The following is a 16,392-nucleotide window of genomic DNA, read 5'->3' as shown; positions in this document are numbered from 1 at the left end:
ATGACCGGAACGGCAGTGGTCGTCGGAGCGGGAATCGGCGGGCTGACGACGGCGATCGGACTGCGCCGCGCGGGGTGGTCGGTCTCGGTCGTCGAGCGGCGGACGGAGACGGCGCGCTACGGCACCGCGCTCGGCATCCACCCCACCGCGCAGTCCGCGCTCGAACGCCTGGGCGTGGACGCGGCGTTCGGCGGCCGGGCGGTCCCCTACCGGGAAGCGCGGATCCGCACCCCGGACGGCAGAGTGCTGGCGAGCCTCCCGCTGGAGCGGATCGAGCGGCAGGCCGGCCGCCCCGAGCTGCTGATCTCGCGGCCCCATCTGATCGACGCCCTGCTGGCCGCGCTGGACGCCTTCGGGGACGTACCGCTCACGTACGGGGAGAACGTCTTCGACGTCGAGGCGCTGGTGGCCGGCCATGACCTGGTGGTGGGCGCCGACGGCATCCACAGCGTCGTGCGCGCCGCGTACTTCGGTGAGCGCAGCGGCCCGCGCGATGTGGGGACCGTCGCCTGGATCGGTACCGCCGGCTTCGAGAGCGGCATCCACGGCGAGACCTGGGGCAGCGGCCGCTTCTTCGGCATGACGCCGGTCGAGCCCGGCCGCACCAACTGGTACGCCACCGTCCCCGGGACCGTCCCCGCCGGGGAACTGCGGGCGTACTTCGAGGGCTGGCACGACCCCATCCCGCGCATCCTGTCCGGGACCGACCCGGCCGGCTGGATCAGTTACCGGATGCGGCACCTGTTCCCGGCCCTGCCCGCCTTCGTCCGCGCCGGGAAGGTCGCGCTGGTCGGCGACGCCGCGCACGCCATGACGCCCAACCTGGGCCAGGGCGCGTGCACGGCGATCCTCGACGCGGAGGCCCTGGCCCGGAACGTCGCCCGGCACGGCAGGGCCGCACTGCCCGCCGCCCTGCGCGGCTACGACGCGGAACGCCGCCGCAGCGCCCAGCGGGTCGCGTTCGGCTCCCGCGGCCTGCACCGCTTCATGACCACCGGCCGCACCGGCCTGCGCGACTCGCTGGTCCGCCTGCTGCCGGGCTGAGCGGGCACGGACCCGGCCCCGCCGCGCCGCTCACAGCCGCGGCGTACCCGGCTCCGCCCGCCGCTCACAGCCGGGCCCCCTTGAGCGCCATGTGCAGCAGGAGCCGGTCCTCGCCGTCGTTCAGGTCGAGGCCGGTGAGCTGCTGGACCCGCGAGAGGCGGTAGTAGAGGGTCTGGCGGTGGATGCCCAGCTCCGCCGCCGTCCGGCTCGCCTGGCCCGCGCAGTCGAGGAACACCTCGGCGGTCCTGGCCAGTTCCGTGTGCGGCGGGGTCAGCAGCGTGACGACCGCCGGGTCAGGGGTGCTGTCCGGGGTCCGGGGGAGCGCGGTCAGCAGGCGGTACGGGCCGATGGCCGACCACTCGGCGACCGGGCCGAAACGATTCTCTGCCGTCGCCGCGCGGGCCGCCGACGCCGCCTCGTGCCAGGAGCCGGCCAGCTCGGCCAGGCCGTGCCGCGGCCGGGCGATGCCACCCGCGGCGGACGCGCCCGCCGCGCTGCGGAGCCGGTCGGCGGCGCTCGTGGCCGGGTCCAGGTGACCGGCGGAGCGCAGCCGTACCAGGGCCGCCAGGGAGAGGGTGCCCGCACCGGACGGGGAGGGCACCGCCGCGAGGGCCGCCGCCGAGGGGACCGTACGTACCGAGGGGGTGTCGTCCGCCCACGGCGTCACACACACCACGGTGTGCAGGCCGTCCGCGTCCGGGCCGAGCGCCTCGCGCAGTGCGGCCACGGCCATGTCGCGCTGCCAGCCGCGTTCCGCCGTGAGGACCGCGCCGAACTCCCGCGACAGGTCCGTGCCCGCCCGCGCCTCGTCGGAGAGCAGCGCCCCGATCCGGGCCGCCACGTCCATCGCGGCGCCCAGCTGCTCGTCGGTCGGACCGGGGTCCGTGTCGAGCAGCCAGACATAGCCGAGCACGACACCCCGATGGCGTACCGGGAGGCAGATCCGGCTCCGGAACACCCCGGCCTCCGGCGCGGCCGGAATCCGCACCGGCCCGGTCGCCCGGGTGATGCCGAAGCCCTCGAACCAGGCCCGGACCGCCGGGGTGGAGCGCCGGGTCAGGATCGAGCGCGTCCGGACGGGGTCCATGGCCGTGTCGTCGTCGCTGTCGTGCGCGCCGAAGGCGACCAGGGCGAAGTCCCGGTCCTCCAGGGTGGCCGGGGCATCGAGCAGGGTGGAGATCTCGTCGACCAGTTCCTGGTAATCGCCCTTCACCCGGCCATTCTCGCACCCCTTCAGACAGATGTCTGAGGTCGTGGCCACAGATGCGTGACAGCTGTCGATGGCACAGGATCGGAGAGATCCCTAGATTTCACGGTGGTTCTCCGTGTCGTACCGCTTCGGTTCTCTTCGTCCCGGTACGGCCGTTCGTACGTACTTTCCGTGGAGGTGCCCCGTGCTGGGTCCCGTGATTCTCGCCGCGTCGCGCAGCGACAGGATGCGCCGGTTCATCTCGGCCGCGCCCGGCACCAAGCAGGTCGTCGACCGCTTCATCGCCGGTGAGACCGTCGACCAGGTCGTCCCGATCATCCAGGATGCCGCGGGCAAGGGCCTTGAGGTCACGCTGGACGTGGTGGGCGAGGACATCACCACCCCCGGGCAGGCCACCGACGCGCGTGACGCGTACCTGGAGCTGGTCGGCCGCCTCAAGGAGCTCGGCCTGGGCACCAGGGCCGAGATGTCCGTGAAGCTGTCCATGTTCGGCCAGGCGCTGGAGGGCGGCCACGAGCTGGCCCTCGCCAATGTCCGCCCGGTCGTCGAGGCCGCCGCCGCGATCGGCACCACGGTTACCCTGGACGCAGAGGACCACACCACCCTCGACTCGATGTTCGCCATCCACGAGGAGCTGCGGAAGGACTTCCCGCAGACCGGATGCGTGATCCAGTCCTACCTGTTCCGCACGGAGGACGACGCCCGTCGCCTGGCCGCCGCCGGCAGCCGGGTCCGCATCGTGAAGGGCGCCTACAAGGAGCCCGCCTCCGTGGCGTACCAGGACAAGGCCGAGATCGACAAGGCGTACGTCCGCATCGTGAAGATCCTCATGGAGGGCGAGGGCTACCCGATGATCGGGTCCCACGACCCGCGGCTCATCGCCATCAGCCAGGAGCTGGGCCGCAAGGCGGGGCGCAAACTCGATGAGTACGAGTTCCAGATGCTGTACGGCATCCGCAGCGACGAGCACGTCCGGCTCGCGGCCGAGGGCCACCGGATGCGGGTCTACACGGCCTACGGCACCGACTGGTACGGATACTTCATGCGCCGCCTCGCGGAGAAGCCGGCCAATCTGCTCTTCTTCGCCCGCTCCGTCCTCACCAAGGGCTGACCCACCCCCCGGCCGAACCCCATCCCGCCGAACCAAGGAGACAAGGCACTCATGGACGCTGTGACCCAGGTCCCCGCGCCGGTCAACGAGCCGGTCCGCTCCTACGCCCCGGGCTCCCCCGAGCGCGCCCGCCTCGAAGTGAAGCTCAAGGAGCTCTCCGAGAACCCGATCGACCTGCCGATGACCATCGACGGCGAGAAGCGGATGGGTGGCGGCGAGCGCTTCGACGTCGTACAGCCGCACAACCACAAGGCCGTCATCGGCACGTTCGCCGGTGCCACGCAGCAGGACGCGCAGGACGCGATCGACGCCGCGCTGGCCGCCGCCCCGGCGTGGCGCGCGATGTCCTTCGACGACCGCGCCGCGATCATCCTGCGCGCCGCCGAGCTGCTCGCGGGCCCCTGGCGCGAGACGCTGGCCGCGTCCACGATGCTCGGCCAGTCCAAGACCGCCCAGCAGGCCGAGATCGACACCCCCTGCGAGCTCGTCGACTTCTGGCGCTTCAACGTGCACTACGCGCGCCAGATCCTCGCCGAGCAGCCCCCGGCCAACTCCCCGGGCGTGTGGAACCGTATGGACCACCGCCCGCTGGAGGGCTTCGTCTACGCGATCACGCCGTTCAACTTCACGGCCATCGCGGGCAACCTGCCCACCGCCCCGGCCCTCATGGGCAACGTCGTGGTGTGGAAGCCGTCCCCGACGCAGACCCACGCCGCGGTGCTGCTGATGCAGCTGCTGGAGGAGGCCGGGCTGCCCAAGGGCGTCATCAACCTGGTGACCGGTGACGGCATCGCCGTGTCCGAGGTGGCCCTGAACCACCGGGACCTGGCCGGAATCCACTTCACCGGCTCCACCCCGACCTTCCAGCACCTGTGGAAGACGGTCGGCAACAACATCGCCAACTACCGGACGTACCCGCGTCTGGTCGGCGAGACCGGCGGCAAGGACTTCGTCGTCGCGCACCCCAGCGCCGACCGCGCCGTGCTGAAGACCGCGCTGACCCGTGGTTCCTTCGAGTACCAGGGCCAGAAGTGCTCGGCCTCCTCGCGGGCCTACGTGCCGGCCTCCATCTGGAACTCCGGTTTCCAGGAGGAGTTCGCGGCCGAGGTCGACGGCATCAGGATGGGTGACGTCACCGACCTGACGAACTTCATCGGCGCCGTCATCGACGAGCGTTCGTTCGCCAAGAACAAGGCTGCGATCGACCGGGCCAAGTCCGACCCGACCTGCACGGTCGTCGCGGGCGGCACGTACGACGACTCGGTCGGCTACTTCGTCCGTCCGACGGTCATCGTCTGCACCGACCCGGCCAACGAGGTCTTCACGACCGAGTACTTCGGCCCGATCCTGGCGATCCACGTCTACGAGGACGAGAAGTACGACGCCATGCTGGAGCAGATGGAGTCGGCCTCCGACTACGCGCTGACCGGTGCGGTCATCTCCAACGACCGTGCGGCGGCCGCGTACACGATGGAGAAGTTGCGGTACGCCGCGGGCAACTTCTACATCAACGACAAGTCGACCGGCGCCGTCGTCGGCCAGCAGCCCTTCGGCGGCGGCCGTGCCTCGGGCACCAACGACAAGGCGGGCGCCCCGCAGAACCTCCAGCGCTGGACGCTCACCCGCGCCATCAAGGAGACGCTGGTCCCGCCGACCGACTACACCTACCCCCACCAGGGCTGAACCGCCCTCCCGGGGCGCCGCAGCACGGCGCCCCGGGCCCTGAGTCCCGCCTCCCGACCGGCCCCCCTGCCGGCCGGGGGGCGGTTTCCATGTCCGGGCCCGTGACCGGGTCCGCGCGGCTCAGACCTCCACGATCACCTGGTCCAGTGACTTGCGCACCAGGTCCGGCACATCGCAGTCCTCGGCCGGATATCCCACCGGGATCACCGCGAACGCCTTCTCGTTCTCCGGGCGCTCCAGCACCTCGCGCAGGAAGCGCATCGGGCTCGGGGTGTGGATCAGGGCCGCCAGCCCCGACAGATGCAGGGCCGACAGCAGCATCCCGACCGCGATGCCGACGGACTCGTCGACGTAGTAGTGCTTGTGCCTCGTGCCGTCCTCGCCCAGCCAGTACCGCTGCTGGAACACGACGATCAGGGCCGGCGCGTCCGTCATATGGGCCTTCACGGCGTCGGTGCCCAGCGGGCGGAGCGCCTCCAGCCACTCCTCGCCCAGCCTGCCGTCGTAGCTGATCTTCTCCTCGTGCTCGGCGGCCTCCCGGATCCGGCGCCGCACCTCGGGGTCCTTCACCAGGACGAAGGTCCACGGCTGCTGGTGCGCGCCGGAGGGGGCGGTCGCCGCGCAGGCGATGGCGTCCCGCAGGACCTGTCCGGGCACCGGATCCGTGGAGAACCGGCGTACGGTCCTGCGTTCGTCCATCCGCCGCCGAAGCCGCTCGGCATGGGCCAGCGACTCCTCCGCGGCCATGCGCTCGGGGCGGTAGGGGACGGGTCGGTACGGGGTGCCGTGGAGCGGGGTCCACCGCTGGGGCGCGTCTGTCATGTTCTCGGGCATGGCGGCAGTGTGAGGCGTGAACCGGGCGGGGAACAGGGGGCCTTCGGACAACGGAACCGTCCGTCCCGGTCAGTGTCCGCAGAACGTGCCCGGTGCGCGTCCCCCGGGTAACGCGCTCTTGCGGATTAGGTAATGGGCATGTCAAATTCCTTGCTCGGTGCGTCCCCACGCGTCCCCCGAGAAGGAGCCCTCCATGAGACGCACCACCCGTGCCCGCGTCGGCGTTTCCCTTCTGCTCGTCATCGGCACCCTCGGCCTTGGTGCGACTCCCTCCGGAGCCGCCGCTGTTCCCGCCGGAACCCCCGCCGCCGGCCCCGCCCCCGCCCCCACCCCCGCCGCGTACGCCCTCGACGCCGCCCTGGAGCAGCGGCTCGGGGACGCCGGCGCCGGGAGCTACCTCGACCGCAGGACCGGTGACCTCGTCGTCACCGTCACCACCGACCGCGCCGCCGAACAGGCCAGGGCGGCCGGGGCCACCGTGCGCCGGGTGACGCGCGGCGCCGCTGAGCTGCGTGCCGCGATGGACGCCCTGGAGGCCGAGGCGAAGATCACCGGCACCTCCTGGGGCATCGACCCCCGGACCAACCAGGTCGCGGTGGAGGCCGATCAGTCGGTCTCCGCACGGGACATGGCCCGTCTCGGAGCCGTCGCGGCCCGGCTGGACGGCGCCGTACGCATCGCCAGGGTGCCCGGCGTCTTCCACCGGGAGGTCCTGGGCGGCGGCGCCATCTACGGCGGCGGGAGCCGCTGCTCGGCCGCCTTCAACGTCACCAAGGGCGGGGCGCGCTACTTCGTCACCGCCGGACACTGCACCAACATCTCCGCCAACTGGTCGGCCAGTTCCGGCGGGGCGGTCATCGGGGTCCGCGAGGGCACCAGCTTCCCGACCAACGACTACGGCATCGTGCGGTACACGGACGGCTCCTCGCCCGCCGGAAGCGTGGACCTGTACAACGGCAGCTCCCAGGACATCGGTTCGGCCGCCGACGCCGTGGTGGGGCAGTCCCTCAGCAAGAGCGGGTCCACCACCAAGGTGACCAGCGGCACCGTCACCGCCGTCAATGTCACCGTCAACTACGGTGACGGACCCGTCTACAACATGGTCCGCACCACCGCCTGCTCCGCGGGCGGCGACAGCGGCGGCGCCCACTTCGCCGGCTCCGTCGCCCTCGGCATCCACTCCGGCAGCTCCGGCTGCACCGGCACCAGCGGATCCGCCATCCACCAGCCGGTCAAGGAGGCCCTGGCTGCCTACGGTGTGACCGTGTACTGACGGTCCCGCACCTCCGAACCGGGCCGAACCAGGCAGACCCGGGCCGACGCGGGCCGAATCGGTACGCCCCGTCCGCCTCGTCCGCCCCGTTCCCCCTGTCCACCTCGTTCACCCCGCCGTCCTCCCCGTCCTCCCCGTCCGCCCCGGGCCGCGCCGCCCGGGGCGGGCGGCTCAGGCCCACCCGCGCACGATCAGTGAGAGCCCCGCCGTGAAGCCGCCGCCCAGCAGCACCAGATAGCGCCCGTAGTGCCTGCGGTAGCGCCGCATCAGCAGCCCGAACGCCGCGAAGCCCAGTCCCACCGACAGCGTCCGCGCCCCGCGCGCCGTCGTGGACGCGAGGAGCCAGTCACCGGCCGGTACTCCGGTGCGGCCCGCCTCGGCGCCGTACACCTTGAACGGGATGCCGTTCCACGGCTGCTGCCGCACCGCCGAAGCCCCCTGGAGCGCCAGTCCCAGACGGACCTCCGCGCGCATCCGCTCCGTGGTCAGCGGCGCGGGCAACTGCACGCCCGCCGAAGCCAGTTGGAGGGCCAGCAGACCGCCGGCCACACTGCCCGCCAGTGCTCCCAGCGACATCCTCCACGCCGCGCGCGGCACCGCCACGCACACCACCCCGAGCAGCAGCTCCGGCATCAGCGGCCAGCTCAGCGCCTCCGCCAGGGCCCAGACGAAGGGCAGCGCCACACCCCACCGGGAGGTGACGACCGAGGCCACCCGGCGGCGCGCCGCCGAGTCCGCGAGCGGCTCGGCGACGGTACGGGAGTGCAGCGCCACGACCGCGTCCCGGGCCCCTTCCGGGGAGACGGCCGCGGGCAGCGGCTCCCCGATCGTCACCCGTACCAGGGCCGAGCGCAGCCGCCCGTGCTTGGGCAGCAGCCGGTCCGTACCCGCGATGCCGACCGGCACCACCGGCACCCCCGCACGCTCCGCCAGCACCAGCGCCCCGCGGTGGAAGGAGCCCAGCTCACCGTTCCCGCCCCGGGTGCCCTCGGGGAACAGCACGACCGCCCGGCCCGCCCGCAGCCCGTCCTCCATCGCGAGCAGATCGCCCATGCCGCCCCCGCCGCGCCGCACCGGGAACCCGGCCGCGAGCCTGCGGCAGATCCGGCGCCTCCACGGCGAGGCGAACCAGTAGTCCGCGGCCGCCCCGATGGCCGGGGAGTGCCGGGCGTCCAGCGCCGCGAGAAGGGCGGCGGTGTCGGCGTGCGAGGAGTGGTTCGCGACGACGACACAGCCGCCGCGCGGCAGCCGCCCGCGCCGCTCCACCCCGCCCGTCAGGCTCAGCACCGCCCACCACAGGCCCCGGCGCAGCGTGGCGGCGAAGCGGGAGCGCGCGGGGAGTTCCACCCGGCCGGGCGCGGGGTTCAGGGTCGTCATCACGTCATCACCATCGCCAGGAGAAGGGCCACGAGCAGGGAGTCGATCCGGTCCAGGAGGCCGCCGAACCCGGGCAGCCAGCTCCCCGCGTCCTTCACCCCCGACTCGCGCTTGACCATCGATTCGATGAGGTCGCCGAGCACACAGCCGCCGAGCACCGCGGCCCACAGCCCCAGCGAGAACTCCCCGAGCGCGAGCAGGAGCACCGCCGTGGCGAGAGCCGCGCCCAGCACCCCCGCCCAGGTCTTGTTGGGGGAGAGCGGGGAGAGCCGCCGGGCGAGCGGACCCCGACGCCCCAGCGCCGTTCCCCCGCACCAGGCACCGACATCGCCGAGCGCCACCGCGAGGCCCACCGCCACCGCCGTCTCGCCCAGCGTCACCAGTCCGGTCAGCGCGACCGGGATCCACAGCAGCCCGAAGGCCGTCCGGGCACCGCGGGTGAATCCGCTCCCGTCGTCGCCCGACAGCACCGGGGGCAGCGCCGCCGCGAGCGGCAGCAGGGCCGCCGCCCGCACATCCAGGAGCTCCGGAGCCAGCCACGCCAGGGCGGGCACCCCCACCGCCGCCGCGATCAGCACCGCGTGGTCGCCCCGCCGCAGCCCGGCCATCCGGGCGAACTCGGTCACCGCGACGGCCCCGAGCCCGGCGGCCAGCGCGAACGTACCGCCGGCGCCCAGGAAGTACGCCCCCAGGAAGACCGGCGCCACCATGGCCCAGGTCCGCCACCGTCTGCGCAGCTCGGCCCGCATCCGGACCTTCGACGGCAGTACGGCCACGGCCACCCCGCCCGCCCCCAGCACACCCGCGACCAGCGGAACGGCGCGGGCCGCCGCCTCCTCGGCGATCAGTACGGCGCTCATGCCAGCTCCCGCCGGAGGCCGGCCAGCCGGAGCACCGCGGTCAGCAGCGAACCGGCGGCGATCACGATGAGCACCGGGACGGCCCAGCCGCTCGCCGCCGCGACGACGGCCAGCAGACAGCGCTCGGTCTTGCCGACCGGGCCGCCGTTGAGCCGGGGCGCCCCGGCCGCCGCGCCCGCCAGCGACACCCAGGACGGCAGCGTCGCCGCCAGCGCGGCCACCGCCACCAGCCACAGCGGGGCGAGCGCCAGGAACCCGGCGAGCACGAGCAGATCGGCCACGCGGTCGCCCAGCTCGTTGAGGACCGCGCCGCGCCGGGTGGTCCGGCCGGTGTCACGGGCCAGCGCCCCGTCGAGGTTGGCGAACGCGAGCCGCGCCGCGAGCAGTACGGCGACCGGCAGGGCGGCGGGTCCGGCGGGCAGCCAGGCCAGCGCGGCGGCCCCGCCGGCCGCCGCGGCCACGCCCGCCGCGGTGAGGGTGTCGGGCGACACCTCACGGCGGACGAGAGTGGCGCGGACACCGGCGAGCCGGTTCGCGTACCAGGGCTTGAGAGCGTAGAGGCCGTTCATGGAGGCAACTCTCGTGCGACGCACAGTTCTTCGAAACGGCCCGGATACTCAACCGGCCGCTGAGTACCGGGGGCGGGCGGCGGCCCCGGCCTGGGTAGGGCCTGGGTACATCACCGCCGCGGCCACCCGCACCCCGCCCGTGCTTTCCGGTGACGACGGGGCAGCCGTCTCAGATAGTAGGAAGTCCGAGTAATTGTGGAGACAGAGCGGCCCGGCTGTCCTAGCTTTGTAGGAGCCGAACGACTCGCTCGATCCAGCGACGGGTGTTGGCGAGCGCGCCACGGAGCAGGCAACCCCTGCGGCGTACGCTCCCCGCCCTTCCGGCGCCTCGGAATCCCGCTTCCGACTGCCGGTCTCCGCCTTCCCCCGGATCCCGGAACCGGCATTCACGCGATCTCAAGGAGTCGATCCATCATGGCCGAGACGACTGTCCGCCGCCGCGTCCGTCACACCCCCCGCCCGACCGAGTCGGAGCGCAAGAACGCCGCCGCCGCTCTGCAGCGCGCCCTGGACCGCAGGGACAACGGCGGCTCCACCGGTCACTGAGCCCACCGGCATCCGGCCCCGGCGGCCCCCGGGCGATCCCGACGCGGCCGACGCGTTCGCCCGGCCCGGCGAGCGCCGTGGCCCGCATCCGGGCGTGCCGCCCCGGCCGCACCTCCACCGCCGGGAACGAGAAGCCGCTGGAAGGCGGCCGGGGCCACGCCGCGGTCCCGGCCGCCTTCCAGCGCGGCGCCCTGCCCGCGCCACCCGCCGTGACGTACAACGATGCCGTCCCGCATCGGACCGGTGCGCTCGCCGACCGGCACCGTGCGGGCGGCCGCGTCGGACCGGTGTGCTCGCCAGCCGGCACCGTACGGGCGACCGCGTCGGACCGGTGCGCTCGCCGACCGGCACCGTGCGGGCGACCGCGTCGCGCCGGGCCGCGCCGGCGCGCTCGTGGTCAGGGTCGTGCCCGCCGATGACCAGGTCCGGCCGGTCCTTCTCGGCGTCGTGACCGGGGAACCCGTCCACCCGGGCGGCGGTCCGCCGTGCACGCAGGCGAACGGTGTGCGTACGGCTTCCCCGCGTCCACATGGTGGACATCAGATGTCATGGGATGGGACGCGTGGTTAGGCTGGCGTCATGTCTCGCAGCATCGATCTCGCAGTGATCCCCGGTGACGGAATCGGCCAGGAAGTCGTGGCCCAGGGCCTCAAGGTCCTCAACGCTGTCCTCCCGCAGGATGTGAAGCTGGAGACCAAGGAGTACGACCTCGGCGCCCAGCGCTGGCACCGCACCGGTGAGACCCTCCCGGACGCGGAGCTCGACGCGCTGAAGAACCACGACGCCATCCTGCTCGGTGCGATCGGTGACCCGTCCGTGCCCTCCGGCGTCCTGGAGCGGGGGCTGCTGCTGAAGCTGCGTTTCGCCTTCGACCACTTCATCAACCTGAGGCCGTCGAAGCTCTTCCCGAACACCGCGACGCCGCTGGCCGGCCGTCCCGACATCGACTTCGTCGTCGTCCGCGAGGGCACCGAAGGCCCCTACACGGGCAACGGCGGCTCGCTGCGCACCGGCACCCCCGCCGAGGTCGCCACCGAGGTCAGCGTCAACACGGCGTACGGCGTCGAGCGCGTCGTCCGTGACGCCTTCGAGCGGGCGAACGCCCGTCCGCGCAGGAAGCTGACGCTGGTCCACAAGAACAACGTCCTCGTCTACGCCGGGCACCTGTGGAAGAACACCTTCGACCGGGTCGCGGCCGAGTACCCCGAGGTCAGCACCGACTATCTGCACGTCGACGCCGCGACGATCTTCTTCGTCACCCAGCCGGAGCGCTTCGACGTCATCGTCACCGACAACCTCTTCGGTGACATCCTCACCGACCTCGCCGCTGCCGTGACCGGCGGCATCGGCCTGGCCGCGTCCGGCAACATCAACCCGACGGGCACCTTCCCATCGATGTTCGAGCCGGTCCACGGCTCTGCCCCCGACATCGCGGGCCAGGGCAAGGCCGACCCGACCGCCACGATCCTCTCCGTCGCCCTCCTGCTGCGCCACCTCGGCCACGAGACCGAGGCCGCTCGGATCGAGGACGCCGTCTCCGCCGACCTCGCGGAGCGCGACGGGAGCACCACCCGTACCACCGACGAGATCGGCGACGCCCTCGCGGTACGGGTAGCGAGCTGACCCGACGACTCCACTTCGAAGCCGCCGGGTCGCTACCGCACCCGGCGGCTTCACCTGTGCGGCCTCCGGATGCCACCATCGACCACTGGACCGCATTCGCGCCATTTCGTCCACGGCCACCCGCGAGCGATAATCGAACGCGGGGCCGTGGCTTGCGGTAAAGCTCGGACGTCCTAGGACCTGACCGGAAACAGTCGGGACAGGCGGGCGTGAGCGCGGTCCATCACACACAAGACCGGTGAAGGACACGCACTCATGACGACGCCCACGATCGAGCTCAAGCCCTCCTCGAACCCGCTGTCCGACGCGGAGCGCGAGGCGATCCTGGTCAACCCCGGATTCGGCCGCCACTTCACCGATCACATGGTGACCATCCGGTGGACCGAGGGCCGCGGCTGGCACGACGCCCAGCTCGTGCCCTACGGCCCGCTGTCGATGGACCCGGCCAATATGACGCTGCACTACGCGCAGGAGATCTTCGAGGGCCTCAAGGCCTACCGTCAGTCCGACGGTTCGGTCGCCACCTTCCGGCCCGAGGCCAACGCCGAGCGCTTCCAGCGTTCCGCCGCGCGGCTCGCGATGCCGCAGCTGCCGGTGGAGACGTTCATCGAGGCCTGTGACGCCCTGGTCCGGCAGGACAAGGCATGGGTTCCGGCGCACGGCGGCGAGGAGTCCCTCTACCTGCGCCCGTTCATGATCGCGGCCGAGGTCGGCCTCGGGGTGCGGCCCGCCAACGAATACCTTTTCCTGGTCATCGCCTCGCCCGCCGGCGCCTACTTCCCCGGTGGCGTCAAGCCCGTCTCGATCTGGCTCTCCGAGAACCGCGTCCGCGCCGTCCCCGGCGGCATGGGCGACGCCAAGACCGGCGGCAACTACGCAGCCTCCCTGCTCGCCCAGGCCGAGGCGGCCGCCCAGGGCTGCGACCAGGTCGCTTACCTCGACGCCGTGGAGCACAAGTGGGTCGAGGAACTCGGCGGGATGAACCTCTACTTCGTGTACGGGCAGGAGGACGGCTCGAAGCGGATCGTCACCCCGGCACTCACGGGCTCCCTGCTCGCGGGTGTCACCCGGGACTCGCTCCTCAAGGTCGCCCGTGACCTCGGCCACACCTCCGAGGAGGGCCGCGTCTCCATCGGCCAGTGGCGCGACGACACCGCGAACGGCACGCTCACCGAGGTCTTCGCCTGCGGCACCGCCGCCGTCATCACGCCCGTCGGCACCGTCAAGTCCGCGGGCGGCGAGTGGACCCAGGGCGACGGCACGCCCGGCGAGGTCACGATGAAGCTGCGCGAGCGCCTGCTGGACATCCAGCGCGGAGTGGTCGAGGACACGCACGGCTGGATGCACCCGCTCGGCTAGGGCTGTCCCGCAATTCCCGGCGGGTGCGCGACGACAGCTACGGCACCTCGCGGCGTTGTCGGAACGTCCGCATACATCCAGTATGCGGACGTCCCTCCGCCTTGCGATGCACCGCATCCGACGCCGCGCACTGATCCACCACGAACTGCGGGACACCCCTTGGGGCTGTCCCCGTGAGCGGCGCCGGGCGGTGCTTACGGCTCCTGCCCCAGGGCCCTCGCCCGGCCGGGACTCCTCGTCCGGTCCGGAACAGGCCGCGCCCCGGCTCCCCGCCGGGCGCGGCCCTTCACGCCCAGGCGTGGGAGCGCCGGTCCCCTCCCCGCCCCGTCATGAACGGCGTGTGACGTTCCGCGCCCACCGCCCGCATCCTGAGACGGGCGGGGGCGCGGGAGCGGCGGTGTGCCAGACTGCTTCCGTGTCCTCGTTCGTCATGATTATTGGCAACAGGCGCGCCGGTCCGCAGTGACCGTTCCGTACCACCACGTACGGCACGGGCACCGTGCCCCAGACCCGCGCGCAGACCTCTCGCACCCGCGAGGGGTTTTTTCGTTTTCCGGCCCTCACCTCGGCCGGGACGGGGCGCGCGGGATGATGGGGGCAAGTGGAGCCAGATCGTCCGGATCCACTCATCCGACAGGAGTCAGATCAGCATGACCACCAAGGCCAAGGCCACCGACGACAGCTTCCATGTCTTCGACACCACACTGCGCGACGGTGCACAGCGTGAAGGCATCAACCTGACGGTCGCGGACAAGCTGACCATTGCCCGGCACCTGGACAACTTCGGCGTGGGATTCATCGAGGGCGGCTGGCCGGGCGCCAACCCCCGCGACACGGAGTTCTTCTCCCGTGCCCAGCAGGAGATCGAGTTCCAGCACGCGCAGCTCGTCGCGTTCGGCGCGACCCGGAGGGCCGGCGGCAAGGCCTCCGAGGACCCGCAGGTCAAGGCGCTCCTGGAGTCGGGTGCCCCGGTGATCACGCTGGTCGCCAAGTCCCACGACCGCCATGTGGAACTGGCCCTGCGCACCACCCTGGAGGAGAACCTGGAGATGGTCCGCGACACCGTCTCCCACCTCCGCGAACAGGGCCGCCGGGTCTTCGTCGACTGCGAGCACTTCTTCGACGGCTACCGTGCCAATCCCGAGTACGCCAAGGCCGTGGTCCGGGCCGCCCACGAGTCCGGCGCCGATGTCGTCATCCTCTGCGACACCAACGGGGGCATGCTCCCCGCCCAGGTGCAGGCCGTCGTCGGCACCGTCCTGGCCGACACCGGAGCCCGGCTCGGCATCCACGCCCAGGACGACACCGGCTGCGCCGTCGCCAACACCCTGGCCGCCGTGGACGCGGGCGCCACCCATGTCCAGTGCACCGCCAACGGGTACGGCGAGCGGGTCGGCAACGCCAACCTCTTCCCCGTCGTCGCCGCCCTGGAACTGAAGTACGGAAAGACCGTGCTGCCCGAGGGCGCGCTCGCCGACATGACCCGGATCTCGCACGCCATCGCCGAGGTCGTCAACCTCACGCCCTCCACCCACCAGCCCTACGTCGGGGTCTCCGCCTTCGCCCACAAGGCCGGACTCCACGCCTCCGCGATCAAGGTCGACCCCGACCTGTACCAGCACATCGCCCCGGAGCTGGTCGGCAACAGCATGCGGATGCTGGTCTCCGACATGGCGGGCCGCGCCTCCATCGAGCTGAAGGGCAAGGAGCTCGGCATCGACCTCGGGGGCGACCGCGAGCTCATCGGCCGCGTCGTCGAGCGGGTCAAGGAGCGCGAGCTCAAGGGCTACACCTACGAGGCCGCCGACGCCTCCTTCGAGCTGCTGCTGCGCGGCGAGGTCGAGGGCCGGGCCCGCCGCTACTTCCGCACCGAGTCCTGGCGCGCCATCGTCGAGAACCGCCCCGACGGCACACACGCCAACGAGGCGACCGTGAAGCTCTGGGCCAAGGGCGAGCGGATCGTCGCCACCGCCGAGGGCAACGGCCCGGTCAACGCCCTGGACCGGGCCCTGCGCGTCGCCCTGGAGCGGTTCTACCCGCAGCTCGCCAAGCTGGAGCTGGTCGACTACAAGGTCCGCATCCTGGAGGGCCGTACCGGCACCGAGTCCACCACCCGGGTGCTGATCACCACGGGTGACGGATCCGGTGACTGGGCGACCGTGGGGGTCGCGGAGAACGTCATCGCCGCGTCCTGGCAGGCGCTGGAGGACGCGTACACCTTCGGTCTGCTGCGGGCCGGGATCGAGCCGGCCGAGTAGCCGCCCCGCTGCCGGAGCCGCCGCCCCCGGTCGACGGTTCCGGCGCATGCGTTGCAGATGTACATGCGGACCTTCGCTCCGTGCGCCCCCGGACCGGCTCAGGTCCGGGGGCTGCTCAGGTTCGGGACAGGCCCAGTACCCGGACCGGCCCAGTACCCGGACCGGCCCAGTACCCGGACCGGGCTCAGGCCCCGGACCGGATGCCCGGCCAGGTGACCGCCGCCGAGGTGCGGTGCCGGCTGTGGCGCGGTCCACGGTGAGGCCGCCGTGGTGAGCTCCCTGGCCCGCCTGGCCCGCCTGGCCCGCCTGGCCCGCCTGGCCCGCCCGGCCCCGGCCTGCCGGGAGGGCGGCAGCACATCCCGCGGATCATGTGCGATCGAGAACGCCTTGAGCGCCGCACGTGTACGGCCCCGCCGGTTCGGACCATGGGCTGCCGCCCCTCTCGGCCGGGTGTGTGGGGGTGATGCCGTCGATCGAGGCGTGAGTGAACCGCTGTCGCGGACTCACGTCAAGAGGGGGCGCGTTCAGAACTTGAACGCATAACTCGCCCTGCCTGGTGGCGAGATGGGTACGGACCAATTTCGGTGTGAAGTATTGACGGCTGTATTCCGGCGGGGTTAACTCCAGCCGCAACGCCGGTACCGG

13 protein-coding genes are annotated in these 16,392 nt (G+C 72.4%); 8 read left to right on the top strand and 5 right to left on the bottom strand.

Features of this window, described 5'->3' with window-relative positions; all coding sequences use genetic code 11:
* Window positions 1-1,044, top strand: a complete 1,044-nt coding sequence (locus ACIGJO_RS04260; RefSeq protein WP_399951877.1) for an FAD-dependent oxidoreductase — start codon at window positions 1-3, stop codon at window positions 1,042-1,044.
* 64 nt (window positions 1,045-1,108) lie between these two features.
* On the opposite strand, the gene ACIGJO_RS04255 is transcribed toward ACIGJO_RS04260, so the two are convergent.
* Window positions 1,109-2,257 carry a PucR family transcriptional regulator gene (locus ACIGJO_RS04255; protein ID WP_399951874.1) on the bottom strand — a complete coding sequence of 383 codons (1,149 nt, stop codon included), beginning with the start codon at window positions 2,255-2,257 and terminating at the stop codon, window positions 1,109-1,111.
* 181 nt (window positions 2,258-2,438) lie between these two features.
* Here ACIGJO_RS04255 and ACIGJO_RS04250 point away from each other — a divergent pair, with 181 nt between their 5' ends.
* Complete coding sequence (locus ACIGJO_RS04250) at window positions 2,439-3,365, top strand: proline dehydrogenase family protein (RefSeq protein ID WP_399951871.1); 927 nt, start codon at window positions 2,439-2,441, stop codon at window positions 3,363-3,365.
* Between the two features lie 51 nt (window positions 3,366-3,416).
* The gene (gene pruA / locus ACIGJO_RS04245; protein ID WP_399951868.1) at window positions 3,417-5,048 is read left to right on the top strand and encodes an L-glutamate gamma-semialdehyde dehydrogenase; all 1,632 of its coding nucleotides are present in this window, start codon (window positions 3,417-3,419) and stop codon (window positions 5,046-5,048) included.
* A 120-nt stretch (window positions 5,049-5,168) separates the two neighbouring features.
* On the opposite strand, the gene ACIGJO_RS04240 is transcribed toward pruA, so the two are convergent.
* A complete protein-coding gene (locus tag ACIGJO_RS04240) occupies window positions 5,169-5,870 on the bottom strand; it encodes a nitroreductase family protein (RefSeq protein ID WP_399953177.1) in 702 nt (233 codons plus the stop codon).
* Between the two features lie 205 nt (window positions 5,871-6,075).
* On the opposite strand from ACIGJO_RS04240, the gene ACIGJO_RS04235 reads away from it, so the two are divergent.
* Window positions 6,076-7,155 carry a S1 family peptidase gene (locus tag ACIGJO_RS04235; protein ID WP_399951865.1) on the top strand — a complete coding sequence of 360 codons (1,080 nt, stop codon included), beginning with the start codon at window positions 6,076-6,078 and terminating at the stop codon, window positions 7,153-7,155.
* Window positions 7,156-7,326: 171 nt separating this feature from the next.
* Here the strand turns inward: ACIGJO_RS04235 and ACIGJO_RS04230 are convergent, their stop codons facing one another.
* From ACIGJO_RS04230 to ACIGJO_RS04220, 3 genes are read right to left on the bottom strand one after another with little or no spacing between them, the layout of a single operon-like run.
* Window positions 7,327-8,532, bottom strand: coding sequence for a 1-acyl-sn-glycerol-3-phosphate acyltransferase (locus ACIGJO_RS04230; RefSeq protein WP_399951862.1), 1,206 nt, complete (start codon window positions 8,530-8,532; stop codon window positions 7,327-7,329).
* Window positions 8,532-9,392 (bottom strand): phosphatidate cytidylyltransferase, encoded by an 861-nt coding sequence (locus tag ACIGJO_RS04225; protein ID WP_399951859.1) that lies wholly within the window; start codon window positions 9,390-9,392, stop codon window positions 8,532-8,534. Before ACIGJO_RS04225 ends, ACIGJO_RS04230 begins: the two co-directional genes overlap by 1 nt.
* Entirely contained in the window at window positions 9,389-9,961 is a 573-nt protein-coding gene (locus ACIGJO_RS04220; protein ID WP_399951857.1) for a CDP-alcohol phosphatidyltransferase family protein, read from the bottom strand. Before ACIGJO_RS04220 ends, ACIGJO_RS04225 begins: the two co-directional genes overlap by 4 nt.
* Window positions 9,962-10,375: 414 nt before the next feature.
* Between ACIGJO_RS04220 and ACIGJO_RS04215 the strand changes: the two genes are divergently transcribed.
* The 4 genes from ACIGJO_RS04215 to cimA all read left to right on the top strand — a co-directional run bounded on the left by ACIGJO_RS04215 (window position 10,376) and on the right by cimA (window position 15,747).
* The gene (locus ACIGJO_RS04215) at window positions 10,376-10,507 is read left to right on the top strand and encodes a hypothetical protein (protein WP_329945885.1); all 132 of its coding nucleotides are present in this window, start codon (window positions 10,376-10,378) and stop codon (window positions 10,505-10,507) included.
* Window positions 10,508-11,086: 579 nt separating this feature from the next.
* Window positions 11,087-12,130: a 3-isopropylmalate dehydrogenase gene (locus ACIGJO_RS04210; RefSeq protein WP_399951853.1), complete on the top strand. Its 1,044-nt coding sequence runs from the start codon at window positions 11,087-11,089 to the stop codon at window positions 12,128-12,130.
* A gap of 255 nt (window positions 12,131-12,385) precedes the next feature.
* Window positions 12,386-13,489, top strand: coding sequence for a branched-chain amino acid aminotransferase (locus ACIGJO_RS04205; RefSeq protein ID WP_399951850.1), 1,104 nt, complete (start codon window positions 12,386-12,388; stop codon window positions 13,487-13,489).
* A gap of 650 nt (window positions 13,490-14,139) precedes the next feature.
* Window positions 14,140-15,747: a citramalate synthase gene (gene cimA / locus ACIGJO_RS04200; RefSeq protein ID WP_399951847.1), complete on the top strand. Its 1,608-nt coding sequence runs from the start codon at window positions 14,140-14,142 to the stop codon at window positions 15,745-15,747.
* The last annotated feature ends 645 nt before the right edge of the window (window positions 15,748-16,392 follow it).

Origin of the sequence: Streptomyces sp. NPDC079020, assembly GCF_044542225.1 — a bacterium.
Classification (GTDB): domain Bacteria; phylum Actinomycetota; class Actinomycetes; order Streptomycetales; family Streptomycetaceae; genus Streptomyces.
This window is presented reverse-complemented; position numbering and strand designations above follow the sequence as displayed.